This is a genomic window from Rhizobium sp. WSM4643 (genome assembly GCF_025152745.1).
Lineage (GTDB): Bacteria > Pseudomonadota > Alphaproteobacteria > Rhizobiales > Rhizobiaceae > Rhizobium > Rhizobium leguminosarum_I.
This window is the reverse complement of record NZ_CP104040.1, coordinates 763,886-787,121: the sequence shown is the minus strand read 5'-3', so window position 1 is coordinate 787,121 and position 23,236 is coordinate 763,886. Positions and strand designations below refer to the sequence as shown.

27 protein-coding genes and 1 tRNA gene are annotated in these 23,236 nt (G+C 60.0%); 13 read left to right on the top strand and 15 right to left on the bottom strand.

The features are described 5' to 3' along the window. Window positions 1–47 precede the first annotated feature (47 nt). Both N1937_RS03870 and N1937_RS03865 read left to right on the top strand, forming a co-directional pair. Window positions 48–695 (top strand): S24 family peptidase, encoded by a 648-nt coding sequence (locus tag N1937_RS03870; protein WP_011650846.1) that lies wholly within the window; start codon window positions 48–50, stop codon window positions 693–695. Between the two features lie 115 nt (window positions 696–810). Further along, complete coding sequence (locus N1937_RS03865) at window positions 811–1,278, top strand: hypothetical protein (RefSeq protein WP_027668505.1); 468 nt, start codon at window positions 811–813, stop codon at window positions 1,276–1,278. Between the two features lie 320 nt (window positions 1,279–1,598). Here N1937_RS03865 and N1937_RS03860 read toward each other — a convergent pair. After that, window positions 1,599–2,547, bottom strand: a protein-coding gene (locus N1937_RS03860) for an IS630 family transposase (protein ID WP_085991549.1) whose coding sequence is annotated in 2 segments (ribosomal slippage) — window positions 1,599–2,210 and window positions 2,212–2,547 — 948 coding nt in all. Because the reading frame shifts where the segments join, the coding sequence is not laid out codon by codon here. Between the two features lie 480 nt (window positions 2,548–3,027). Here N1937_RS03860 and N1937_RS03855 point away from each other — a divergent pair. From N1937_RS03855 to N1937_RS03845, 3 genes are read left to right on the top strand one after another with little or no spacing between them, the layout of a single operon-like run. Then, window positions 3,028–3,291 carry a hypothetical protein gene (locus N1937_RS03855; RefSeq protein ID WP_017963219.1) on the top strand — a complete coding sequence of 88 codons (264 nt, stop codon included), beginning with the start codon at window positions 3,028–3,030 and terminating at the stop codon, window positions 3,289–3,291. Window positions 3,292–3,302: 11 nt separating this feature from the next. Next, window positions 3,303–3,539, top strand: a complete 237-nt coding sequence (locus tag N1937_RS03850) for a hypothetical protein (protein ID WP_017963218.1) — start codon at window positions 3,303–3,305, stop codon at window positions 3,537–3,539. Then, entirely contained in the window at window positions 3,536–3,760 is a 225-nt protein-coding gene (locus N1937_RS03845; RefSeq protein WP_017963217.1) for a hypothetical protein, read from the top strand. The genes N1937_RS03850 and N1937_RS03845 overlap by 4 nt, the downstream gene beginning before the upstream one ends. A gap of 27 nt (window positions 3,761–3,787) precedes the next feature. On the opposite strand, the gene N1937_RS03840 is transcribed toward N1937_RS03845, so the two are convergent. Both N1937_RS03840 and N1937_RS03835 read right to left on the bottom strand, forming a co-directional pair. Then, window positions 3,788–4,027 carry a DUF982 domain-containing protein gene (locus tag N1937_RS03840; protein ID WP_003546088.1) on the bottom strand — a complete coding sequence of 80 codons (240 nt, stop codon included), beginning with the start codon at window positions 4,025–4,027 and terminating at the stop codon, window positions 3,788–3,790. Between the two features lie 108 nt (window positions 4,028–4,135). After that, window positions 4,136–5,281 carry a hypothetical protein gene (locus N1937_RS03835; protein ID WP_017963216.1) on the bottom strand — a complete coding sequence of 382 codons (1,146 nt, stop codon included), beginning with the start codon at window positions 5,279–5,281 and terminating at the stop codon, window positions 4,136–4,138. A gap of 354 nt (window positions 5,282–5,635) precedes the next feature. Here N1937_RS03835 and N1937_RS03830 point away from each other — a divergent pair, with 354 nt between their 5' ends. Both N1937_RS03830 and N1937_RS03825 read left to right on the top strand, forming a co-directional pair. Then, the gene (locus tag N1937_RS03830; protein WP_026154036.1) at window positions 5,636–5,887 is read left to right on the top strand and encodes a type II toxin-antitoxin system Phd/YefM family antitoxin; all 252 of its coding nucleotides are present in this window, start codon (window positions 5,636–5,638) and stop codon (window positions 5,885–5,887) included. Then, window positions 5,884–6,333 (top strand): type II toxin-antitoxin system VapC family toxin, encoded by a 450-nt coding sequence (locus N1937_RS03825; protein ID WP_017963214.1) that lies wholly within the window; start codon window positions 5,884–5,886, stop codon window positions 6,331–6,333. The genes N1937_RS03830 and N1937_RS03825 overlap by 4 nt, the downstream gene beginning before the upstream one ends. A 200-nt stretch (window positions 6,334–6,533) precedes the next feature. On the opposite strand, the gene N1937_RS03820 is transcribed toward N1937_RS03825, so the two are convergent. The 4 genes from N1937_RS03820 to N1937_RS03805 all read right to left on the bottom strand — a co-directional run bounded on the left by N1937_RS03820 (window position 6,534) and on the right by N1937_RS03805 (window position 8,841). Beyond that, entirely contained in the window at window positions 6,534–6,905 is a 372-nt protein-coding gene (locus N1937_RS03820; RefSeq protein WP_162118249.1) for a COG4315 family predicted lipoprotein, read from the bottom strand. Between the two features lie 164 nt (window positions 6,906–7,069). Next, window positions 7,070–8,018 (bottom strand): IS630 family transposase gene (locus tag N1937_RS03815; RefSeq protein ID WP_085991549.1). Its coding sequence is split into 2 segments (ribosomal slippage): window positions 7,070–7,681 and window positions 7,683–8,018, totalling 948 coding nucleotides; the frame shifts between segments, so codons are not numbered across the junction. Window positions 8,019–8,194: 176 nt separating this feature from the next. Beyond that, window positions 8,195–8,431 carry a hypothetical protein gene (locus tag N1937_RS03810; RefSeq protein ID WP_260057512.1) on the bottom strand — a complete coding sequence of 79 codons (237 nt, stop codon included), beginning with the start codon at window positions 8,429–8,431 and terminating at the stop codon, window positions 8,195–8,197. A 161-nt stretch (window positions 8,432–8,592) separates the two neighbouring features. Beyond that, window positions 8,593–8,841, bottom strand: coding sequence for a hypothetical protein (locus N1937_RS03805; protein WP_162118251.1), 249 nt, complete (start codon window positions 8,839–8,841; stop codon window positions 8,593–8,595). Window positions 8,842–9,062: 221 nt separating this feature from the next. Here N1937_RS03805 and N1937_RS03800 point away from each other — a divergent pair, with 221 nt between their 5' ends. Next, window positions 9,063–9,302, top strand: a complete 240-nt coding sequence (locus tag N1937_RS03800; protein ID WP_162118286.1) for a DUF6894 family protein — start codon at window positions 9,063–9,065, stop codon at window positions 9,300–9,302. A gap of 1 nt (window position 9,303) precedes the next feature. Here the strand turns inward: N1937_RS03800 and N1937_RS03795 are convergent, their stop codons facing one another. From N1937_RS03795 to N1937_RS03785, 3 genes are all read right to left on the bottom strand, one after another. Then, on the bottom strand, window positions 9,304–10,029 hold the full coding sequence (locus N1937_RS03795) for a Crp/Fnr family transcriptional regulator (protein WP_260057511.1): 726 nt from the start codon (window positions 10,027–10,029) through the stop codon (window positions 9,304–9,306). 292 nt (window positions 10,030–10,321) lie between these two features. After that, window positions 10,322–10,486, bottom strand: coding sequence for a hypothetical protein (locus N1937_RS03790; RefSeq protein WP_165406122.1), 165 nt, complete (start codon window positions 10,484–10,486; stop codon window positions 10,322–10,324). 458 nt (window positions 10,487–10,944) lie between these two features. Next, window positions 10,945–11,021, bottom strand: a tRNA-Pro gene (locus tag N1937_RS03785). Between the two features lie 261 nt (window positions 11,022–11,282). Here N1937_RS03785 and N1937_RS03780 point away from each other — a divergent pair. Together N1937_RS03780 and N1937_RS03775 are read left to right on the top strand one after the other, a co-directional pair. Then, window positions 11,283–11,690 carry a hypothetical protein gene (locus N1937_RS03780; RefSeq protein ID WP_017963207.1) on the top strand — a complete coding sequence of 136 codons (408 nt, stop codon included), beginning with the start codon at window positions 11,283–11,285 and terminating at the stop codon, window positions 11,688–11,690. Between the two features lie 573 nt (window positions 11,691–12,263). Continuing rightward, on the top strand, window positions 12,264–12,599 hold the full coding sequence (locus tag N1937_RS03775; protein WP_222298873.1) for a DUF982 domain-containing protein: 336 nt from the start codon (window positions 12,264–12,266) through the stop codon (window positions 12,597–12,599). A gap of 77 nt (window positions 12,600–12,676) precedes the next feature. On the opposite strand, the gene dinB is transcribed toward N1937_RS03775, so the two are convergent. Continuing rightward, the gene (gene dinB, locus N1937_RS03770; protein WP_260057510.1) at window positions 12,677–13,765 is read right to left on the bottom strand and encodes a DNA polymerase IV; all 1,089 of its coding nucleotides are present in this window, start codon (window positions 13,763–13,765) and stop codon (window positions 12,677–12,679) included. Window positions 13,766–13,944: 179 nt separating this feature from the next. On the opposite strand from dinB, the gene N1937_RS03765 reads away from it, so the two are divergent. Both N1937_RS03765 and N1937_RS03760 read left to right on the top strand, forming a co-directional pair. Further along, on the top strand, window positions 13,945–14,253 hold the full coding sequence (locus N1937_RS03765) for a hypothetical protein (protein ID WP_260057509.1): 309 nt from the start codon (window positions 13,945–13,947) through the stop codon (window positions 14,251–14,253). A gap of 406 nt (window positions 14,254–14,659) precedes the next feature. Continuing rightward, entirely contained in the window at window positions 14,660–15,967 is a 1,308-nt protein-coding gene (locus N1937_RS03760) for an IS4 family transposase (RefSeq protein ID WP_017963437.1), read from the top strand. Window positions 15,968–16,178: 211 nt separating this feature from the next. Here the strand turns inward: N1937_RS03760 and N1937_RS03755 are convergent, their stop codons facing one another. The 3 genes from N1937_RS03755 to N1937_RS03745 form a co-directional block, all read right to left on the bottom strand. Further along, window positions 16,179–19,574: an acyl-[ACP]--phospholipid O-acyltransferase gene (locus N1937_RS03755; RefSeq protein ID WP_260057508.1), complete on the bottom strand. Its 3,396-nt coding sequence runs from the start codon at window positions 19,572–19,574 to the stop codon at window positions 16,179–16,181. Between the two features lie 94 nt (window positions 19,575–19,668). After that, window positions 19,669–19,950, bottom strand: a complete 282-nt coding sequence (locus tag N1937_RS03750; RefSeq protein ID WP_003569708.1) for a YiaA/YiaB family inner membrane protein — start codon at window positions 19,948–19,950, stop codon at window positions 19,669–19,671. A 49-nt stretch (window positions 19,951–19,999) separates the two neighbouring features. Continuing rightward, window positions 20,000–20,686 (bottom strand): PspA/IM30 family protein, encoded by a 687-nt coding sequence (locus N1937_RS03745; RefSeq protein ID WP_260057507.1) that lies wholly within the window; start codon window positions 20,684–20,686, stop codon window positions 20,000–20,002. Window positions 20,687–20,796: 110 nt separating this feature from the next. Here N1937_RS03745 and N1937_RS03740 point away from each other — a divergent pair, with 110 nt between their 5' ends. Next, on the top strand, window positions 20,797–21,402 hold the full coding sequence (locus N1937_RS03740; RefSeq protein ID WP_260057506.1) for a TetR/AcrR family transcriptional regulator: 606 nt from the start codon (window positions 20,797–20,799) through the stop codon (window positions 21,400–21,402). 138 nt (window positions 21,403–21,540) lie between these two features. Here the strand turns inward: N1937_RS03740 and N1937_RS03735 are convergent, their stop codons facing one another. After that, a complete protein-coding gene (locus N1937_RS03735; RefSeq protein WP_260057505.1) occupies window positions 21,541–22,848 on the bottom strand; it encodes an IS4 family transposase in 1,308 nt (435 codons plus the stop codon). Window positions 22,849–23,236 lie beyond the last annotated feature (388 nt).

Sequence of the window (23,236 nt, the reverse complement as noted above, 5' to 3'; positions counted from 1 at the left end):
CACATTAGGGCATGACATGTACCTTAATTTGGGGTATTTTTTATATCATGTTGAAAGATCAGGAACAATTTGAGCGCGAAGAACGCGCAAAGCGGCTGGTCATGGCCAGGAAGAATGCCGGCTTTGCCGGGCCGAAGGCGATCGTCGATCGGTTCGGCTGGAATGCCAATGTCTACAAGGCGCATGAATCCGGCCGCAACGGCTTCGGCATTGCCGATGCGAAGAAGTACGCCCGCGCTTTCAAGGTCAATCTCAACTGGCTGCAGTTCGGAACCGGCAACGCGCTCGATCCTGATGAGCTGCCGGCCTCAGTCGCCGATGTCCCAAAAATCTCCTGGGTCAGCGCCGGCCAGCTGAGCGAGCAGGCGCCGATCACCGATTTTTCGGAATTCCCGACGGTCGCCGCCCTCGATCTGCCCGATGGCGAATGGATCGCGCTCGAGGTCGAGGGCAATTCGATGAACAAGATCTCGCCGCCGGGCTCGATCATTTTCGTCAATCTGCGCGACAAGCGCCTGGCGCCGAATGCGCTTTATGTCGTCGCCGACGAGACGGGGGCCGCAACCTACAAGCGCTATCGCCCGAATGACGACCCGCCCTTCCAGCCCGCTTCCTACGAAGACGTGCCGCCACCGGAATTCCAGGGCGCCGTCACCATCGTCGGCCGCGTCCGCCGGTCGATCATCGAGATGTGAGGTTCCATGCCGGGCGCGCTCGACGATCTCACCGTTTTGTGTGTACTACCGGCACCCGTGTGCGCACATCACCAAGCTGCCGGGCAGATCAGCAGAAGATAACATTGGAGGGGAAATGCTTGCTTTTATGGGAACATGGCCGGCGCCGGTTGTTTACGGCTTGGTTGGGGGGATATTCGGAGCGATCGGCGCGGCTGTCGGCCATCTGGCGGCCAAGCGATTTCCGAATGCGAGAACGATCATTGTTGTTCTGTTTCTTGCCAGCTCAAGCCAAGTCACCAAACTGATCGTCATTCCCAGAATCCAGAATGACGAGGCGAACGCTAATCTGCCGCAGAAGATAGACGCCATTACCACTCTTGAGCGCATCTCTGTCGAGGGGAAGACGGTCCGATATTTTTACCGTCTGAGCGATTCCCTCCCTTTAACGGATGGAGCGGTTATGAAATCAGGCATTGCCCCATCCGTGTGCTCTTTCTGGAAGCCGAAGCTTGATTCGGGCGAGGCCGAACTCGCCGTCTACAACTACGCCTTCAAGGATGGGCAGTCGAGTTTCGACCTGAGGGCAAGCGATTGCCAATAACGTCGCGACGTCAGGTCGTCCGTTAAAGAATATCTCGATGATTCAAACGTCGTACAAAGGGTAAAAGATGCTAAAACCGACATCGCGCACCGGCAGAATCTGGTTCTATATCGTGACCTTTGCGGTGTTTCTCCTGGCGTTCAGCGCCGCGCGGGAGATCTATGGTCTTTAGGATTTCGCTCTGAACCTTGCCGGATGGCATCCAGACCCGCCTCGATCACTTCGTCGGTGATTTCGATTTCGTTGCGCATGGCCGACCTCCTTTTTTCTCTTAGCTTCATACTCCAGCTTCAGTTCTCACTCCTCTCTCTTAGAGCGGTTCATGTTTTGACTGAAGCGTATCCTGCATTGCGGAAGTAGTTTTCGCATTCGTCTGGTTTGATGGTTTCGACGAGGTGCCCGAGATGGCGCCATGTATCCTCGCTGGTTCGCTTTTGAGCTTCGCGCATCCAATGCTTGATTTTGGCGAATGTCTGTTCGATCGGATTGAGGTCGGGCGAGTATTTCGGCAGGAACCACAGCCTTGCCCCGACCGCCTTGATGGCATCCCGGATTGCTTTGGATTTGTGAGAACCGAGATTGTCGGCGATGACAATGTCGCCGGATTTGAGGGTAGGAATCAGTTGCTGGCTCACATAGGCGCGGAAGCACTCGCCGTTGATCGGGCCGTCGAAGACGCAGGGCGCGGTTAGCCGATCGCAGCGGAGCGCGCCGAGGAAGGTCAGCGTTCGCCAGCGGCCATGCGGGGCAAAGCCGTGCAGCCTTTTGCCCTTTGGCCCCCAGCCCCGCAACGGCGTCATGTTGGTTCTGATCCAAGTTTCGTCGATAAAGACCAAACGACTCGGGTCGAAACGGCTTTGCCAGGCTTTCCAGCGCCTGCGGTGCCGGGCGATATCGGCACGGCCTTGCTCAAGGGCGAATAGTGTTTTTTTTAAAGCTGAAGCCTTCGCGACGCATGAACTGCCAGATGGCGTTGTGGGAGACTGTCACGCCGTGCGCCGCCAGTTCGTCCTTCAGACGATGCAGCGTCAGATGCGAGGTCTTCTCAATCCGCTCGATGATGAAGGCACGATGCGGCTCCAGCACCCGCCGGCGATGGCCGCCCATCTTCCCAGGCGTAACGCTGCCCGTCGTTCGATAACGCTGCGACCACTTCACCACAGAGGAAACAGCTATATCGAACCGATCCGCCACCACCCGGCAGCTCTGACCGGCCGCAACTGCAGCGACAACTCTTTCACGAAGATCATTGGAATATGGTCGTGTCATGGATACTGGCCTCCTTTCCAGTACCCATCAGGAATCACATATTTGCTGATTCGAGAATCTAGCGATTCCGAGAAGCGATGAACCGCTCTAGGCTTGGGAGGAGAAGGTTCCTGAAGGCTGGTGAGGGAGGGTTCCGGCCAAAGCTTCCCCCTACCCCATGAGCAAAGCCCATGAAGCCGGGAGAGCATTGGCCAAGTCCTGAAGGCCGGAGCCGGGATGGGACACGTGCCAGAGGGGCCATTCGCTTCGCCCTCGTCCTGATTTTCTGACAGCGCACTTAAGGACTTTCGCTTCCCGCGCCGCTGGGCTTCGTCAGCTCGGGAGTTGCACCCGGTCGCCCAATCACTGGCCCCAGACATAAACCTACGATTCGTACCTCGTCAATCACTGAGGTATTTTTTATACCTCTCATCATTGACGTGATAGGGTATTATATATACCTTTCTCCTCAAGCCGATCAAATGGGCGAGAGGACAGGCAATGCAGCACATCCGCAATATCGAGACCGAGGAAAGCAGGCGGGATGCCCGCTGGAATGGCGCACAGACGATCGGCGACTGCCGCGCCTATATGGCAATCGAGGCCCAGCGCATGGGCGCGCTCGGCTTTGCGTTCCTCCGCCGTCCCGAACATTTAATCCGCGGCCCGTCCTGGCTGCGCGGGGCGGCGGCTTCCGTCGAGGAGCATTACCGCTACGCCCGCGAGATCATGGGCATCGCCAACAACGATCAATTCTACGCCTGAGGGGAACGGAGATGCCCGCTGCCAAGCTTACACCTGCTTCAACCGAGAGCCCTTCCCTTCCTGCGGCCCCACTGGCCGGAGCAAACAAAAAGACCCGCGCCAAGGGCCGCGTCACCGCCGGGGCACCCGATCTGCTGACGGCGCTGGTGGAGGCCGAACGCTTTTTCGATGGCAGCGACGATCGCGGCTGCCCGCTTCACCAGAAGATCCTCGCCGCCATCGACACGGTGAAAAGCGGCGCAGCATGAGCGATTGCCTGATCAAGGCCTTTTCCGGCTGCGCCTGCCCGCCCGACGAATGCGCTGAAAAGCCCACCACCCCGACGCCGGTCACCTTCGTCTCGTGGCGGACCCAGGCCATCGCCTGCCTCGCCTTCGGCTTCCTCGCCGCGATCATCTCGACCGTCTGGATGGAGACGCAGTTCAAAACCCGGGATCTGCGAAACCAGGAGCAGGTATCATGGAAGTGAGCCAGGGCTTTTGCCAAACACCACGGATCAGGAGCTGAACTTGATGTCGCTCGCCTTGGCCGCGGTAATGAATGCGCGGCGCACCTGCTCCGGCCCGGCCGCATCATTGAACACATCAAGCACAAGCCGCTCGGCCACCTTGGCCGCCGGCGTCTGCTCGGGCCAGTCATTCAGCAAGGTGTTCCCCGCCTGAACGACATTGTAGACGGTTCTGGTCTTCCCATTGATGGTGATTTTCACCGGCTTGAAGCTTCGTCGCTTGCTCATGATGCAGCCCCCTCACGCTGGACACGCGACTTAACGAATCACTTCGGGACTCGTTCCGGTTAAAAGGCAACCCGGCAATAATATTGTGATGCGTTCTAGTTTCGGCAGTCAAGCCGGCTCGTATTGTGGTGGGGCGAGTTTGAAGGGGCTGATCTTAGCAGCGTTCAATTCAGGATAAACCTTCGCCCATCGTGACAGAACTGGCGCCAAGAATGAATCACCTATCGCAAATGCCGCCAACAAATTTCCGCCATTTCCATCGATGCCTGTAGCTTCAGAAATAGCTCGCTCCAGGCTCACCGCCGTTTTGCCAGTAGCCTCCTTTACGTTGACGCCACCAAAATCTATCTTACCCTCCTTCTCCATCACAAGCATTTGGGCCAGCAAGTAGCCCATTCGAACGCCACCGGGAGGGTGATCTGAATCGAACAAAGTTTCGATCTCAAAAGGTGCGTGATCGAACCCGCGTATGATTGCTAAGACGGCGAATACATAACTCTGAAGTCGTTTTTCAACCCGTTTGCCTTCATCCCCAGTATCGATTTGGTCAATTGAAAGACGTCGTGTTAATGCGCCCTGCACGCAGAATAGGTTCGCAAAGCAGTCGGCGTCCATCTCGAGCGCTTGATGGGTAATGTTTTCGTTGCGGTCAGCCTCGAGATCATATTCGAGAATATACGTTACACCATTTACAGTCTTTCCCAGCGCAAGGTGGCCGTTTACGATGTGACCAAGCTCATGCAGGACGAGCCATTCAAGCGCAGTAGAATCTAGCTGGTTACGAAACTCGTTTAACTTCGTGCCTAGATCTAATATGGGAAGTAGCGAAAGAGCGGCGTAAGCCTCGAACGTGTCACCCATTGGCGAGGTAAGCTGATTTTTGGAGACGGGGAAATCTGCAGAAAAAAACTCTGCAGAGACTGACGTACTCAGAATCCGAGATATACTTGCCGACGTCCTGATTGCCGCAGCAAGCCAAATCATTATGCAATACTCATCTTCGCCTAGACGTATGGCACAGGCTTGGAAATCTCTTCCCTTGTCCATCACCAAACAGACGTGAATCTTCGCGGAAAGCTGCATGTCGCTAATCATTTGATCGAGAAGATTTCGCGCCATCTTAAAAAGGCTTTGACCAATCCGGGTTATCGGGTCATCGCGCTGTTCAACTAGAACCCATGCCTCATCATATCCAATGATGGCGAGAGTAGCGTTAATCTCGTCTATTGCCCGTAGTGGAAGGTCGGTCAGCATTAGTCCTCCGCTGGCGTTCATTGCCCTACCGGAATCGGTAATTCACCTTATGGATGTACCATTGCCGGTTCCGGGCGAACCTAAATCGTCGCCACAACGTCAGCGATAGCTTTCTTTTTTGCAAGTCGTTATATGAGATCCGAGGGTCTGGCCTTTGCACGCAATATCCCTTCACGATGCTCACTCAACCGTTTCAAACGCCCTCTCTCGTCGTCGCTTTAGTGCCATCGTCAAACGATTCCGGCTATCTTTAGAACGTGAGAGGGCGAGCACCCTTGGAAAATCCTCCTCTTGATTTCGTCGACGCCAATGTCTATTTTGACCATATATGGTCATTTAAGATGGGAGACTTTAATGTCGACAATCAGCGTGGCAGAAGCAAAGGCGGGTTTCGCCGGTCTGGTGGATGAAGCGGCAAGCGGAGAGTTCGTGACAATCACGCGGCACGGAAAGCCCGCTGCCGTGCTTGTTTCGGTCGAAGCGGCCGAGGCGGCGAAAAGGGCTTTGAGGAAGCCACGGCCGAATTTCGGGGATTTTCTGCTGACGTTTCCCGGCGAGGTCGAGCTGGAGCGGAACCGATCGAAAATGCGGGATATCGATCTGTGACCGCCTATCTTCTCGACACCAACATCATTTCGAAGTTCGCGCCGGGCAAGGTGGCGCCGTCCGATCCGGTGCGGGCATGGTTTCGTGATCAAGGCGACGCCGATGCTCTCTTTCTGTCGGCTCTATCAGTCGCGGAGATCGAGAAGGGAATGCGGAGCCTTCACCGTCGCGGCGGAATCGAGCGGGCAAAGCGCCTTTCGGCATGGCTGGACTCCATCACCGACAGTTTCGGCGATCGGATATTGCCGATGGATACCGTTGTCGCGCGCATCGTCGGCGCCCTGGAAGATGACGCCGAGCGCCAGGGCCGTCATCCCGGCCTCGGCGATCTCATCATCGCGGCGACCGCGCGCGCCTATGACCTCACTGTCATTACGGAAAACCTGCGGCATTTCCAGCCGCTTGATGTCTCTGTCGATCTTCCCGCCGCGTTCCGGTCGGAATGATCCGAAGATTTCCGACGGCGGTTGGAATAAACTCAGGCATGACGGTTTGAAGATATTTGTCAAACGTGTTGCGGATGGTGAGATCACAGTCGGCGGCTGAGATCGCAGCACAGCGCCGCAAGTTCCATCGGCCCGCGGCTTCTCGGTCTTGCGGTTCAAGGCGATCCGGCGACCGCCCGTTCAAGCGGTCCCCGATTCAGCTATTTGGCCACGTGCCAAACTCCCCCAACGCCGTCGCCCTTGGCTTCACCGGCTTTCTTATCCTCGACATAGGTGTAGAGCGGCTTGCCCTCGTAGGCCCACATCTCTTTGCCATCCGCAGCTTTGACCAGAGTCCATTCGCCTTCTGCCTTGGCCTTGGCTCCGGCGTGGAAAGCCGGCCACTTCTTCAGGCAATCCTTATCGCAGTTGGATTTGCCGTTTGTATCTTTGTCGAAGGTGTAAAGGACCATGCCTTTTTCAGTCGCCAGGACCTTGCCCATTTTCGTGTCCACCATCTTGGCAGGCTCGGCCGCAAAAGCGGATCCGGCTAAAGCAGTTAACGCGCCTATCGCAATCAATATCGTTCTCATGATTTTTCTCCCATTCGGCAGTGCCGGCGGAATGCCGGCAGTACCCGATCTAACTGGCAAAAACGCCCGACAATGAAAGCAGTTCCATCCACGGGGGACGAATACGACAGGTCCAGCAATGGTTATAACGTCCGCGAGGCGCCAACGACGGCTATTAGAGCGGTTCATGTTTTGACTGAAGCGTATCCTGCATTGCGGAAGTAGTTTTCGCATTCGTCTGGTTTGATGGTTTCGACGAGGTGCCCGAGATGGCGCCATGTATCCTCGCTGGTTCGCTTTTGAGCTTCGCGCATCCAATGCTTGATTTTGGCGAATGTCTGTTCGATCGGATTGAGGTCGGGCGAGTATTTCGGCAGGAACCACAGCCTTGCCCCGACCGCCTTGATGGCATCCCGGATTGCTTTGGATTTGTGAGAACCGAGATTGTCGGCGATGACAATGTCGCCGGATTTGAGGGTAGGAATCAGTTGCTGGCTCACATAGGCGCGGAAGCACTCGCCGTTGATCGGGCCGTCGAAGACGCAGGGCGCGGTTAGCCGATCGCAGCGGAGCGCGCCGAGGAAGGTCAGCGTTCGCCAGCGGCCATGCGGGGCAAAGCCGTGCAGCCTTTTGCCCTTTGGCCCCCAGCCCCGCAACGGCGTCATGTTGGTTCTGATCCAAGTTTCGTCGATAAAGACCAAACGACTCGGGTCGAAACGGCTTTGCCAGGCTTTCCAGCGCCTGCGGTGCCGGGCGATATCGGCACGGCCTTGCTCAAGGGCGAATAGTGTTTTTTTTAAAGCTGAAGCCTTCGCGACGCATGAACTGCCAGATGGCGTTGTGGGAGACTGTCACGCCGTGCGCCGCCAGTTCGTCCTTCAGACGATGCAGCGTCAGATGCGAGGTCTTCTCAATCCGCTCGATGATGAAGGCACGATGCGGCTCCAGCACCCGCCGGCGATGGCCGCCCATCTTCCCAGGCGTAACGCTGCCCGTCGTTCGATAACGCTGCGACCACTTCACCACAGAGGAAACAGCTATATCGAACCGATCCGCCACCACCCGGCAGCTCTGACCGGCCGCAACTGCAGCGACAACTCTTTCACGAAGATCATTGGAATATGGTCGTGTCATGGATACTGGCCTCCTTTCCAGTACCCATCAGGAATCACATATTTGCTGATTCGAGAATCTAGCGATTCCGAGAAGCGATGAACCGCTCTAGCGGCAACGTCTTCCCATAGCTGCGGCCGTCATCTTCCGGCTCTGATTGGTGAGTCCTGACCCCAGATGGAGGCACTCATTGCTGGTCAGCTAGCGCCGAAGGTTTCCGCGTCCATCTGACCGGACCGGGGGCCAAGGCGATCCGTCAAGTTCTGAAGGAGCCTATCCCGGGCGGAGTTCTGGACGAGATCGATGGCAAGGGTCAGGGCGCGGCGGCCTTCGTTGCTATCGATCTCACAGTGGTTCTTTGTACACCACTGCCGAACCGCAGTGATGACGAGTTCGATCTCTTGATCGGACAAGGTAATGAGGGACTGAAGCATTTCGATGCCTCCAAAATCCGAGAGCGCCTACGGTCCGCCAAGGGATGAAACCGATCGCTAAAGCGCGTCGCGATCTTTCAGATTCGCTTGTCGCGCTTTAGGTCTTTGTTTTTACGCATGTCGTTGTCGCAAAACCGCTGCACACTTTTGCGCGACATGCTTTAGTGATGAGCAGTGGACGTCGCTGCGTTGACCTGCACCGAATAGGGGCTGTCAAACCTGGTGATCAGCAGCGTAGCCAGTTCCTCCGGCGTCCTGTGCCCTTGGCTATAAAGATCGGCAGCCGCGCTGCAGAGCAATTGCGTTGCTCGTTCCGTCGGCGTGACATGATTATGCCGGTACCAGGTCCGAATAGCCTCCGTAAGCACGTTCACGTCTTTCGTCCGGAGCGAGAGATTGAAATCGATCATATCATCCTCCTACGCCTTGCCGCTCCGGGTTCATCTTGAGTTCAAGCTCGCGCTAAAAAATTTAAGCCATTGGCTCCTCGCTGCCAACTATCAGTGCGGTTGCGCACAGTGGCCGTAAGGGCATCGGCATCGATGACGAAAGCATGCCCGATACTGTTGATTTGAAACCTGCTGAACGGCAAAATAAGCGACTTATCCTGCCGGGCTTTGAAGGATTTCGAATGCCACGCTTCTACTTCAATATCCTGTCGGAAGCCGGGTCGCTCGAAGACTGGGAAGGAACCGAGCTTCCCGGTCTGGACGCTGCTCGCATGGAAGCGGTGCGTGATGCTCGCGCATTGATGAGCAGTGCCGTGCTGCTCGGATATGACATTACGTCAAGAAGCATCGAGATCAGAAATGAAGCAGGCGATATCCTGCTCGTGTTGCCCTTTTCGGAAGCGGTTAAGCGAATGGACTGATCTACCTGGCGCGGAGCGGAAGACCCAGCACCTTTTCGTATTCGCGCTCCGGCACTCCATAGCAGCCACCGGCAATTTCGATCAATTTTTCCCTATCCAATATTCGCACGTTTCCGCGGGTCGATCGGATGGCGTGGACGCCCTCAAGGACGTGTAGTTCATTGGTGACGCCGGAACGCCGGACGCCGAGCATCAATGCCAGAAATTCATGGGTAATAGCCAGGTTGTTGCCTTCAAGGCGGTCGTGGCACATCAGGATCCACCGAGCCAGCCGTTCATGCATATTGTAGCGGGCGTTCGCGAGCGCCGAATGGGCAAGCTGCAGCACGGTTGTGTGAACATAGCGAAGGAAGAAATCCTTCATCTCGGGATCATCGGCGAGCGCGCGCTGAAACGTCTCCATCGGCACCATAATTCCCGACCCTGCGACTTGCATGAAGGTGCGCGTGGGGGTGGTCTCTACTGCCAGGACGACGTGCATGCCGGATACGCCTTCGCGCCCGATGTGGCCAATTTCCACCACTTCTTCGTCGATGCTGCTGACAACCATGGATGCCAGGCCTCTTTCCAAGAAGCAGACATGCGTGGTCGGCACGTCGTGATCGACAAGAGCATGCCGTAATGGCAGGTCGACGCGCTCCATCCCTTCCGAGAGGCGTTCGAAGCGGTCCGGGCTCAACATTTTCAGCAGGGTATTTTCGACAGTCGATTGGTCAATGTGAGTCATAGCGGCTCCGCATGGGAGCTTGGATGTCAAAACCAAACGCCTGTGAGTTGGTGAAAAACTACGGGACGGCCGTTGGTTTGGCCATAGGTCCCCGGGAAGTGTGCGTTTATGACAAAACCGCACATAAGCCGCTGAAATTGTTGATGATCAGCGGCGATAAACCGGTAGCGGTCTTTCGATACCGGCCAAGGACCCTAGCACATTTTGCCTCGGCATGCGCGCTCATTGCGAAAGGACGAGCGATTCACAAAATAAATATCTGCCTTTTACGGATCGTTGCTAAAAGCCGCAATCAATCTCGCCAGCCAAGTCGGCGGCAATGCGCTTCGGCGGTCAGGACGGCCGCCTTTCGGTCGGCATAGGGACCTGGCAGATAGACCGTGACGCCGCGGAAACTGACGATCACCGCCTTTGTCACGCTATCGAAGACGATGGCCATATCCGGCTCGTAAGCCATTTGTTTTCCTGACGACGCTTACTCCATCGAAATGTGCTCTTATTCGAATGAAACAAGGTGCCGACTGCAATCCTTCAGGCGCGGGGCTTTTCACGGCTTGTGACGAAGCGGCGGAACGACTGATGCGACCGGCGATCTATCGACCGATTGGTGCGGAATCGCACAGGAACTCTTCCGACTATCCGTCGTTTGGCCACAAGGATCGCACAGGTGCCCCCTCTTGTGACGGGGCCGTACGCCAACCCTTCCTTCCTATGCGGTCCGTCCGTTCCCAATTTGCCCCGTTTCGGCGGGGCTTCTTTTTGATCCATAGCGCGCAAGGCGCGAGGACGGCCAGGGACGCGGCAGGGTTTGGCGATGATGCCCCACGCTGGTTCTGCGCCTCACGATGAAATCCTGGGGAATTTTTGGCTGAGATCAGCAGAATCGAAAAACCCCGCCGGAGCGGGGCTTCAGACTGGTCGGAGTGGAGTGATTCGAACACTCGACCCCCACGTCCCGAACGTGGTGCGCTACCAGACTGCGCTACACTCCGTGACCAGCGGCGCTTCTATAGAACAGCCTATCTGGTTGCACAAGCACCAAATTCCAAAAAGCCGGCGGAATTTTTGACGGGGTTGCGACGGGTTTACGGATGAGCGGCTGCAGCAAAAAGACACACCTGCCGCAAATCGAACTTAAGTCTCAAAGGGGCAATTTTCTTTTGCCGGGTTCCGCGCTAAAGGGCAGACGGGACAGGCGAAACCGCTGCGACGGCGGCTTGCCAGCCAATGCGCTTGAGATCAGGGACGACACGATGAATTTCCGCATGATGACCGCGGCCGGGCTTGCCATTGCGCTCGCCGGATGCACGACCATTCCTTCCGCCGGCAACCCGATCGAAGCCCGCTGGGTGGGCAAATCGGCCGGCGTCTTCTTTGCCGCCTACGGGCCGCCGATCAGCGACAGCGAGCAAGGATCGAGCACAATCTATACCTGGCGGGGCGGCTACAAGACCGTGCGCATTCCGGCGAAATATGCCGAAGGCGCCGATGGCAAGCGCGGCAAGCAAATCGCGTCGGCCCGCACCGCCTATCTGCGCTGCCAGGCCGAAATCACCACCAACTCCGATTACACGATCCGCGACATCCGCACCGTCGCCGACATCCCCGGCGTCAACGGCCCGTCCTATTGCGCAGAGTTTCTGGCGCCCGAACAGAAGTAACGGACGGTTTGTCGAAGAGGCGAAGACAGGCGGCCCGGGTGCCGCCTGTTATGCTGCTGACGAAGTCGACAAATTCGCGCTTGGAGCCGCCCCTCATCCGGCTGGCGCCACCTTTGCCAGGGTCGAGCCACGTGTCTCGCCCCGTCCTCCGGACCCCCGCTCGCGGGGCGAAGGGGATATGCCGCAACCTCTCGATTCCCTCTTCTCCCCTCGGGGAGAAGGTGCCCGTAGGGCGGGGGGGGGCCGGCGACGCCGGTCTTTCCAACAACAGCATGTGAGTTCCATACCGCCCGCGTCGTCTCAGTCGCCGGATAGGTTGTTACGAGAGGGGTGTGCCGTGTGGCCCCCCTCATCCGCCTGCCGGCACCTTCTCCCCGAGGGGAGAAGAGATTTGCGGCAATCGCTCGGTTCACACAGCCTCTCATGGGCACCGGGCGCCTGCGGCAGCCGGAGACGCAAGGTTGCGTCATCGCGCCGATCAAAAATTGGGCTGGTCCTAGGCTCTTGAACGGTCCGCTGTCGCCCACAATATCATTTCGATCAGGATCATTGGTGGCGTGAAAGGAGGAAAAAATGCCGCTGAACGATGTCCCATGGGTTCGGCCGGTGAGGCTCCGGTTGCAGTGCGGTTTGGAGCGCGCCTTCACAAGCGTCTACGACGCCCTGGATTTTCTCGAAAACGAGTGGCCGCTGCGTCATGGAGAGCGCCATGATCGGGCGGTGAAGACGTGTCGCGGCGCCCTCAACGGCATCATACCGAGCATGGTCGCGCGGGAGGCTTTTGTCGCAGCCTGCCTCGAAGCCGGCATGCCAACGGTGCTGGCCCCCTGGAAGGCCAAGCCCGCCGCGCATCCGCCCAGGCCGGCGCGTCACGTTGGCGACCGATATCAAAGACGCCAGGCGCATTGATGCGAGGAGAGCGCGAGCAAAGCCCAGGATGTCAGCGGGCGGCGTGACGCCGCTTCCGCCCAGCCGATGCTGGCGGTCTAGAACGTCAACCGCAGTTGCGGTTCCGCGGCCGGTGCACGTCCTTCCAGCGAAGAGAGGGTGACGCCGAGCAGCCGTATGCCCTTTCGCGGCGGAAAGATCGGCGCGAGAAGCAGGTTGACCAGATCCTCGAGGTCGGCGATTGCCGGCAGGGGTGCCAGAACCGTCTTGCTGCGCGTGATCTGGCTGAAGTCGGCATATTTCACCTTGAGCGTCACTGTCTTGGCGGCGATCCCGTTGGCCTCGCAGTAAGCCCACACCTTTTCGATCAGCGGCTGGAGCCCTTCGCGAGCAGGCTCCAAGGCGTGGAGGTCCTCTGAGAAGGTATCTTCCGCGCCGACGGATTTGCGCACCCGGTCAGGCTTGACCTGGCGCTCGTCGATGCCGCGGGCGATGCCGTAAAAATAGGGCCCCGACTTGCCGAAATGCTCGACGAGGAACTCGAGTGTCTTCTCCTTGAGATCGGCGCCTGTGTCGATCCCGAGTTGATGCATCTTCTCAGTGGTTGCCGGTCCGACGCCATGGAATTTCCGGACGGGAAGCTGCTCGACGAAAGCCGGCCCGTTCTTCGGCGTGATCACAGCCTGGCCGTTCGGCTTGTTGAGGTCGCTTGCCATCTTGGCAAGGAACTTGTTGTAGGAAATCCCGGCCGACGCGTTGAGGCCGGTGACCTGCTTGATCTTGGCGCGGATCTCCAGAGCCACCTCGGTGGCGATCGTCATGCCCTTCAGATTTTGCGTCACATCGAGATAGGCCTCGTCGAGCGACAGCGGCTCGATCATCGGCGTGTATTCGGCAAAGATCTCACGGATCTGCTGCGACACCGCCTTGTAGACGGCAAAGCGCGGCGGCACGAAGATCAGGTCAGGACATCTGCGCTTGGCAGTCACAGACGGCATTGCCGAGTGAACACCGAATTTGCGGGCCTCATAGCTCGCCGCCGCCACCACACCCCGGGCGGCCGACCCGCCGACGGCAATCGGTTTGCCGCGCAAGTCCGCATTATCGCGCTGCTCGACCGACGCATAAAAAGCATCCATGTCGACATGGACGATTTTCCGGATGGGGGGTGAGCTTGTCTCGTTCATGGCGGTTTCAGCGATCGCGATGGGATCGGCCTCTGAAATTGCGCGCCGAAACAAAAACAGAACATAGCAGGCTTGGAATGCGATATCAACGATTCCAATCGGCGGCCGGGACCGCCGTCGAAACTACCAGCCGCCCAAGGCGTTCTCATCGTGTGGACATCGATATCAGGAGGCAGCCAATGGCGGACGACAGCACGACCACGATCCGAGCCAGGTTCGAAACACGCGAAGCCGCCGATCTGGCGGTCGAACATCTGGTTCAGCAGCATGGGATTTCGAGGCCCGACATCTTTATCCAGTCGGCAAGCGACCGGAACAGTGCCGGTTCGGCGCCATCAGGCGGGGATGCCTCTCATGACGATGGCGCCCGTCGCGATGGGCCACTCGAAGGCGAGATCGAGGTCTCGGTGGATATCGCATCCCGCCAGGTCGCCGCCGTCCAGCGCAGTCTCCGAGCTGCCGGCGCAGTGCGTGTATCGAGCCGCTGAGCGTGGCCGATAATCTCTCGAAATCCGCGCCGAGCGCAATTTCAAGACGACCAGCGGCGCGACGAAATCGTCCTGGCTTCACGACGACGGGCTGTTCTTCCAGGTCAGCGCAAAGACGCGCAGCCAGTTGTCGAAGCCGAATTTTGACAGGGTTTGCGTGTCGATCCTGCGGGGATCACCGCGCCGGCGCCCGTCTCAAGACCCCTCCCCAACCCCTCCCCACAAGCTAGGGCATATACATAAGTCGGTGCGACGGATTGACTCGGTTTGCGGGGGTCGGATTCCTTTACTGCGGGCCGTATGATTGTTTTGGCGACGTTTTGATTTGGGAGCGTCGCCGATGGATGTAGGGCATGATTTTTCGTTGGGCCGGTTTGGAGATCGTCGTCTCGATAAAGGGGGGGCGGTGCTGCTCCGTCGCATTGTGCTGCGCGAGACGGTTTGCCTTCGCCAGTTGGCCGAGGGCAACCATTCGCAGGAGATCCGGTTCGGGCGTTTTCTCAACAACAGTGCGGTGAGCGTGGAAGAGATCATTGCCGGCTGGAGCCAGGAGACCCGGTCTGCGGTTGAGGGTCGCCACGTGCTGGCGCTGCAGGACACCAGCGAGATCAAGTTTGCGACGACGCCGGACAGCCGGCGGGAATTGGGCAAGATCAAAAAAGGCAATTGCTTTGGCCTTTTGCTGCATCCGATGCTGGCGCTCGATGCCGACACCGGCAGCTGCCTTGGCCTGGTGGGCGGCCGGGTCTGGACGCGGGGTAGCGAAGAGCTTACGCCGCATGCCGAGCGGCCGTTGAACGAAAAGGAATCGCGGCGCTGGGTGGAGACGGCAGAGGCGGCCAAACTGGTGCTTTCGCGTGCGGCCCGGGTCACGGCGATCGCCGACCGGGAGGGTGACTTCTTCATCATGTGGGCGCGCCTGCCCGATCGGCGCTTCGATCTTTTGTCGCGCGTCATGCATGACCATGCGCTCATCGACGGTTCCAAACTGCGCCGCGCGGTCGAAACGGTGGCGTTTTGCGATACTCAGACGATTGATCTGCGCGAGCGCGCCGACCGTCCGGCGCGGCAGGCGACGGTGTGCCTGCGCTTCGGCGAAGCGACGATCCGGCGGCCGCAAAACCTGCGCGAGGCCGGCCTGCCCGATGGCGTCAGGCTGAGCTGGGTCGAGATCGTTGAACCGGCCGCCCCCGACGGTGTCGAGCCCTTGCACTGGCTGCTCCTGACCACCCATTGGCTCAGCAGCCCGGCCGATGCCTGGCAGATCGTCGCCTGGTACAAGCAGCGCTGGATGATCGAGCAGTTCTTTCGGGTGATGAAGAACCAAGGCTTCAAGATCGAGGACAGCCAGTTGCATCTGGCGGCACGGCTGGAAAAGCTCGTCGCCATCGCCGCCAAGGCCGCAGCAATCGTCCTCCAGCTCGTCCAAGCCCGCAGCGGCGGCGATCACCAGCCGGCAAGCCTGACCTTCACGGCAGCCGAGATCGATACCCTCGCCGCCCTCGAAAGCCGTTTCAAGGGCACAACCAAGCTGCAGTCCAATCCCCACTCTAAGGCCTCGCTGGCTTGGGCCGCCTGGATCATCGCCAAGCTCGGCGGCTGGAACGGCTACGCCTCGGCCAAGCCGCCGGGCCCAATCACCTTCTTCAACGGCCTCAAATACTTTCGAGCCGTCGCCGATGGATGGGCTTTGCGAGATATGTATATGCCCTAGCTCCCCACAAGGGGGAGGGGCTAACGTGCCGCACTGCTTCACGTGACCCCGCATCGTACCAAACTAACGGTAACAGCCGGCAGGACCTCTCCTTTGGTCGCCGCCGGGACCACGGCTTGGCCCCTCCCCCTTGTGGGGAGGGGTTGGGGAGGGGTCTTGCAATGCGCCGGCAACAATTCCGGTTTGCGCCTGACGGCCTGCCACACGACGCCTACGCCGCCTCCCCCGCCTGCACCGCACTTTCCGCCAGCTTGCGCGCCGCGACGAAATCGACCTTGCCGGAACCCAGCACCGGCACCTTGCCGATATTGACCTCGGCCGGCACCATCATGTCCATGGCGCCCTTGGATTTGGCGAAGGCGAGGAATTCGGCGCGGGTGGCGGTGGGGGCGTCGGTGAGCAGCACCAGCCGTTCGCCCTTCTTGGCGTCGGGCAGCGAGGAGACGACCGAGAGGGCGCCCGGCCAGAGTTCGGCGGCGAGCGTTTCGACGGCGGCGAGCGAGATCATTTCGCCGCCGATCTTGGCGAAGCGTTTGGCGCGGCCGCGGATCTTGACGAAACCGTCCTCGTCGATGGTGACGATGTCGCCGGTATCGTGCCAGCCGTCGGCGAGCGGCTCGAGCACGCCCGGCTTTTCGGCGCGGAGGTAGCCGGCCATGACATTGGCGCCGCGCACATGCAGCCGGCCGCCCTCTTCGATGCCGGGCACCGGTTCGAGCTTCCATTCCATGCCCGGCAGGATTTTGCCGACGGTGCCGGACTTGTTGTACATCGGCGTGTTGATCGAAATCACCGGTGCCGTCTCGGTGACGCCGTAGCCTTCGAGGATGCGCAGGCCGAATTTTTCCATATAGGTCTGGCGGGTCGCGGCCTTCACCGGCTCGGCGCCGGAGAAGATATAGCGGATCGAGCGGAAGTCGTAGGGATGGGCCGTCCTCGCATAACCATTGAGGAAGGTATCGGTGCCGAAGATGATCGTGGCGTTGGAGACATAGATCAGCTCCGGCACGATGCGGTAATGCAGCGGCGACGGATAGAAATAGACCGGCACGCCCGAGATCAGCGGCAGCACGGTGCCGGCCGTCAGCCCGAAGGAATGGAACACCGGCAGGATGTTGAACACCTTGTCGCCGCTGTGGAAATCGATGCGGGCAGCGGCCTGGGCGGCATTCGACAGGATGTTGCGGTGGCTGAGCACCACGCCCTTCGGCGTGCCTTCGGAGCCCGAGGTGAAGAGGATGACGGCGGGATCATCCGGCCGGCGCTTGACCAGCGGCCGCGCTTTTCTCAGAAACCCGAGGATCTTGGCCTTGAGTGAGATTTCGGCCCGGAGATCATCGAGCCAGACGATCGTCACCTGCTTTTCCATCTCGGCGATCACGGGGCCAAGTTTGGCCTGGGTGACGAAGGCGCGCGAGGTCAGCACATGTTTGACTTCGGCGGCCTTGCAGGCGGAGAGGATATTGGCGGCACCCGCGGTGAAGTTCAGCATCGCCGGCACCTTGCCCGCGGTCATCACGCCCAAAAGAGTGGCGGCGGCGCCATTGGCATTCGGCAGCATGACGCCGAGGTTGGTTTCCGGGAACATCGTGCGGAATTTTGCGCCGAGCACGGCAGCACCGGTCAGGAGCTTGCCATAGGTCAGCCGGCCGGTGACCGGATCCTCGACGGCAAGTTTTTTCATGCCGAATTCATGGCCGGCCCGGATAACGCGATCGAGCACGGTCGACGAGGTATCGGCGGTCCGGAACAAGAGGTTCGACATCACCTGGTAGAGGGCTGCACCCGCCGCCGTGCGGCGTTTGCGGCCTTTCAGCTCCGGCGGCACGTCGAGCTTCACCGGCTCGAGAATGGTGACCTTGACCTTGGGGAACAGCCGGCGGCGGATCTTGCCGTTGTCGAGATAGGAGAGATAGCTCTTCTCCAGCCCGTCGATCTTCACCGGCACGACCATCGAGCCTGTTTTGTCGGCGACCATGGCGGCACCATCATAGACCTTCATCAGCGTGCCGGTCACCGTCAGGCGGCCCTCGGGGAAGATGCCGATCGGGTTGCCATCCTGCACCACCTTGATCAGCGAACGCGTCGCCATCGGCTTGGTCGGGTCGAGCGGCAGGAATTTGCACATCTTCAGGAAGGGCCGCACCCACCAGGCCTGGGCGATCTTGTAATCGACGGCAAAGGTCGGCTCTTCCTCGGTGATGGCAAGCGCCAGCGCACCATCGAGCAGGCTGACATGGTTGAGCGCAATGATCGGCGCGCGGCCGGCCTTCTTGATATTCTCCAGACCCTCGACTTCGAGGCGCATGAAGGCGCGGAACAGGATCGAGATGAAATCGCGGAAGGGATTGGTCGGCAGCGTCTTCAGCATCATCCAGGCAACGGCGAAATTGATGATGCCGAGGCCGATCAGGATCTGAGGGATGGAAGCGCCCATCGCCTGGACGGCGGCGACGAGGCCGAGGCCGACGGTGATGAACAGGGCCGAGAGCACATTGGCGGCGCCGATGACGCGGGCGCGGCGGTCCTCATGCGCCCAGGTCTGCAGGGCGGCGAAGGTGGGAACGGCGACGAAGGCGCCGGAGATTGCCATGCCGGCGAGATCGATGGCGACGCGGATGGTATGCTGGCCGGCGAAGAAGCCGGCGATCGTCGTTGCATGGCTTGTGGATTGCAGGCCCCAGAGGTTCCAGGCGAGATCGAGGCTGAAGAGGCCGAGCAGCGCCGTGCCGACCGGGGCCGGCAGCAGCACGATGCGGCCGGAGGACATCCAGGCGGCAATTGCCGAACCGACGGCGACGGCGATTGCAAAGACGGTGAGATAGGCCGGCACGACGATCTCGGAGCCGCCGAGCAACTCGGTGACCATGGTCGGCAGGATGGAGAGGACGAAGGCGCCGACCAGCCAGAACCAGCAATTCATCAGCGCCGAACGCCACAGGCGCTTGTCCTGGCGGATTTCCATGACGAGGGTGTAGCTGGAGCGGATGACATTGCGGTCGATCTGAAGATCCGGAGCCTTGGAGCCGGTGGGCGGGATCATCCGGCTGGCCAGCCAGCAGAGCACCGAAAGCCCCATCATCATCGTGCCGAAGATCAGCACGTTGTCGCCGCCGGAAAAGGCGAAGGCGGCGATGATCGTGCCGGCAAGGATGGCAATGAAGGTGCCGCCCTCGATCCAGGCATTGGCCTTCGGCAGGTCGCGGCGTTCGAGATGATCGGGCAGGATGCCGTATTTGATCGGCCCGAACAGCGCCGAGACGACGCCGAAGCCGAACAGCGCCGCCATCAGCACAAAAATGGAGGAGAAGGCGAGACCGATGACCGCGAGCGCGGCGACCGCGATCTCGCAGCGTTTCAGCAGTTCGGCGATCTTTGCCTTGTCATGCTTGTCGGCGAGTTCACCGCCGAGTGCGGAGAGCAGCAGGAACGGAACGATCAGGATGACGCCGGCAAGCGTCACCAGGGCGGCCCCCTCGCTGGCCGACATCTTGAAGAGAATGAGGAACACCAGGGTGTTCTTGAGGAAATTGTCGTTGAAGGCCGTGAGGAACTGGGTCCAGAACAGCGGCGCGAATTTCCTTGAGGTCATCAGATTGTGTTGCACGGGCTCGTTCCTCTTTCGGCTGACACGAGAAGGCCACAGAGTCGTTACGCAAAAGTTGAATGCGTCAACAACTCTGCGCTGTGGTTAAGGAAGGTCAATCTTCATCGCTACGATTGAACTTGACGAGCAGCTTTTCGGTGCGGGCATCCTCGACCTTGCGGATCAGCTTTTCGGATTCGGCATTGTCGCGCAGCGTCTTGGTGATGTTCACCGTGGTCTGCACCAGCATCAGAATGCCCATGGCGAGATAGCCTTTGCCCCAGAGATCGAGCGGCATCATGTAGAGGCCGAGCGCCAGCATGAAGGCGGCCGAGCCGAAGGAGATGTAGGAGAAGCTGACCCAGCTGGCGGAATGTTTCTGGAAACTGTCGTTCATTGTCTTTGTCCCTATGGTTCGATGGATGAATGCTTGGATGGATGCGGTTTCAGGCAGCAGGCGTGATGCGGCTCTTCAGCCGCGCCAGCACATCATCGGCAGAGGAGCGCAGCGGCGCGCCGAAGCCGGCATTGGCAAGCTTTTCGATGATGCCGGCCGGGCGGATGGCGCCTTCCATGTCCTTCAGCGCGGCGGCCGTCAGCTCATTCTGGCTCTGGCGCAGGCGAAGGCGCTCTAGGGTCTCCTCGGCATCGTCGAGCGTCGCCAGGCCCGGGCCGGCAACAACCACGTCAAGCTTCTGCGCCTCCTGCGTGGCGCGCGCCAGCCGCTCGCCGCGCTGCAGCTCCTGCAGCCTTGCCTGCGAAGCGCGGACGATGCCCTTCAGCTTGTCGATCGCTTGGGTGAACTGGCTCTGCGCCTTCTCCGACGCATCGCGCTCGGCTTCGAGATAGGCGATCGCCTCGGCCGCCTCGCGGGCCAGGCCCTCATTGCCCTTGGTCAGCGCCGCAGAGGCGCGGATCTCGAGATCGGCGATGCGGGCAACGATCGCCCCGTGCTGCCCCTTCTCCTGCTCGTTCTGGGCGATGGCGACCGCGACACTGCGGCGCGCCGACTGGATCGATTGGGCGGCATCGCGGATCTGCTGGGCAAGCAGCGGCACGGCGTGATGATCGGCGAAAGCCTGCTCGGCATCATGCGCCCTGCCCCGCAACAAAATGGAAATCAGTTTGAACATTTCCTTCCTCCGGTTTATGAACGTTGTTCACGAGAGCTGTTATGGCAGAATCATGAACGTCGTTCAAGATAAATTTTGAACGACGTTCAAAAATCGAAGGGGAATGGTTAATGGCCGGCAGGCGAGAAGAAAAACGCGAAGACCTGAAGGCCCGACTGATCGAGGCGGCGCGCGAGCGGATCGCCAAGGACGGGCTTGATAATCTCAGGGCCCGCGACATCACCCAGGATGCCGGCTGCGCGCTCGGCGGCCTCTACACGGTCTTTTCAGACCTCGCCGAGCTCGTCATCCACGTCAACTCCGCGACGCTGAAGGCGCTGGAGGCGAGGCTCACCCTGCCCGAGACCAAGGATCGGCCGCCGACCGACCGGCTGCGCAACCTGGCGCAGGGCTACCTCGCCTTCGCCGTCGAGCACCGGAACCTCTGGAAGGCGCTGTTCGAGCACTTCCCGCCGGAATCGAGCCCGACGCCGCAATGGCACCTCGACGAACACCTCTTCCTGATGGATGTGATCGCCGAACCGCTGGCCGAACTGCAGCCCGACATGCCCGCGCAAGACCGCGCCATCCGCGCCCGCACCCTGTTCGGCGCCGTGCACGGCGTCGTCAGCATCAGCCTCGAAGGCCGCTTCGTCGGCCTGCCGCTGGAGCGGCTGGCGCGGGAGGTGGACGAGCTGGTGCAGACGATCGCGGCGGGCGCGGAGCGGCGGAGGTGATGGGGGTGGACGGCGAGACCAGCCCCTCATCCGGCTGCCGCCACCTTCTCCCCGCTCGCGGGGAGAAGGGGATATGCCGCGACCTCTCCGTACCTCGCCCACCTCTCGCAGGGCACGTCCCCTCTCCCCGTCAGAACGCTAGGGCATATACATATCTCGCAAAGCCCATCCATCGGCGACGGCTCGAAAGTATTTGAGGCCGTTGAAGAAGGTGATTGGGCCCGGCGGCTTGGCCGAGGCGTAGCCGTTCCAGCCGCCGAGCTTGGCGATGATCCAGGCGGCCCAAGCCAGCGAGGCCTTAGAGTGGGGATTGGACTGCAGCTTGGTTGTGCCCTTGAAACGGCTTTCGAGGGCGGCGAGGGTATCGATCTCGGCTGCCGTGAAGGTCAGGCTTGCCGGCTGGTGATCGCCGCCGCTGCGGGCTTGGACGAGCTGGAGGACGATTGCTGCGGCCTTGGCGGCGATGGCGACGAGCTTTTCCAGCCGTGCCGCCAGATGCAACTGGCTGTCCTCGATCTTGAAGCCTTGGTTCTTCATCACCCGAAAGAACTGCTCGATCATCCAGCGCTGCTTGTACCAGGCGACGATCTGCCAGGCATCGGCCGGGCTGCTGAGCCAATGGGTGGTCAGGAGCAGCCAGTGCAAGGGCTCGACACCGTCGGGGGCGGCCGGTTCAACGATCTCGACCCAGCTCAGCCTGACGCCATCGGGCAGGTAGGCCTCGCGCAGGTTTTGCGGCCGCCGGATCGTCGCTTCGCCGAAGCGCAGGCACACCGTCGCCTGCCGCGCCGGACGGTCGGCGCGCTCGCGCAGATCAATCGTCTGAGTATCGCAAAACGCCACCGTTTCGACCGCGCGGCGCAGTTTGGAACCGTCGATGAGCGCATGGTCATGCATGACGCGCGACAAAAGATCGAAGCGCCGATCGGGCAGGCGCGCCCACATGATGAAGAAGTCACCCTCCCGGTCGGCGATCGCCGTGACCCGGGCCGCACGCGAAAGCACCAGTTTGGCCGCCTCTGCCGTCTCCACCCAGCGCCGCGATTCCTTTTCGTTCAACGGCCGCTCGGCATGCGGCGTAAGCTCTTCGCTACCCCGCGTCCAGACCCGGCCGCCCACCAGGCCAAGGCAGCTGCCGGTGTCGGCATCGAGCGCCAGCATCGGATGCAGCAAAAGGCCAAAGCAATTGCCTTTTTTGATCTTGCCCAATTCCCGCCGGCTGTCCGGCGTCGTCGCAAACTTGATCTCGCTGGTGTCCTGCAGCGCCAGCACGTGGCGACCCTCAACCGCAGACCGGGTCTCCTGGCTCCAGCCGGCAATGATCTCTTCCACGCTCACCGCACTGTTGTTGAGAAAACGCCCGAACCGGATCTCCTGCGAATGGTTGCCCTCGGCCAACTGGCGAAGGCAAACCGTCTCGCGCAGCACAATGCGACGGAGCAGCACCGCCCCCCTTTATCGAGACGACGATCTCCAAACCGGCCCAACGAAAAATCATGCCCTACATCCATCGGCGACGCTCCCAAATCAAAACGTCGCCAAAACAATCATACGGCCCGCAGTAAAGGAATCCGACCCCCGCAAACCGAGTCAATCCGTCGCACCGACTTATGTATATGCCCTAGCGTCAGAACGGGGAGAGGGTTAGGGTGAGGGGCAGCCGTCGGCTCGAACCGGACTGCAGGGAGTCAAGCCCGAGGACCCACGCACGCCCCACGAGCCACCAGCTACTTTACCGAACGGGAAATTCCATACCCTTAACCCCTCCCATATCTCCAAAATATCCCGATCGGTAAATTTCCCTGGACACCTGCTCCACATCGGCTATATTTTC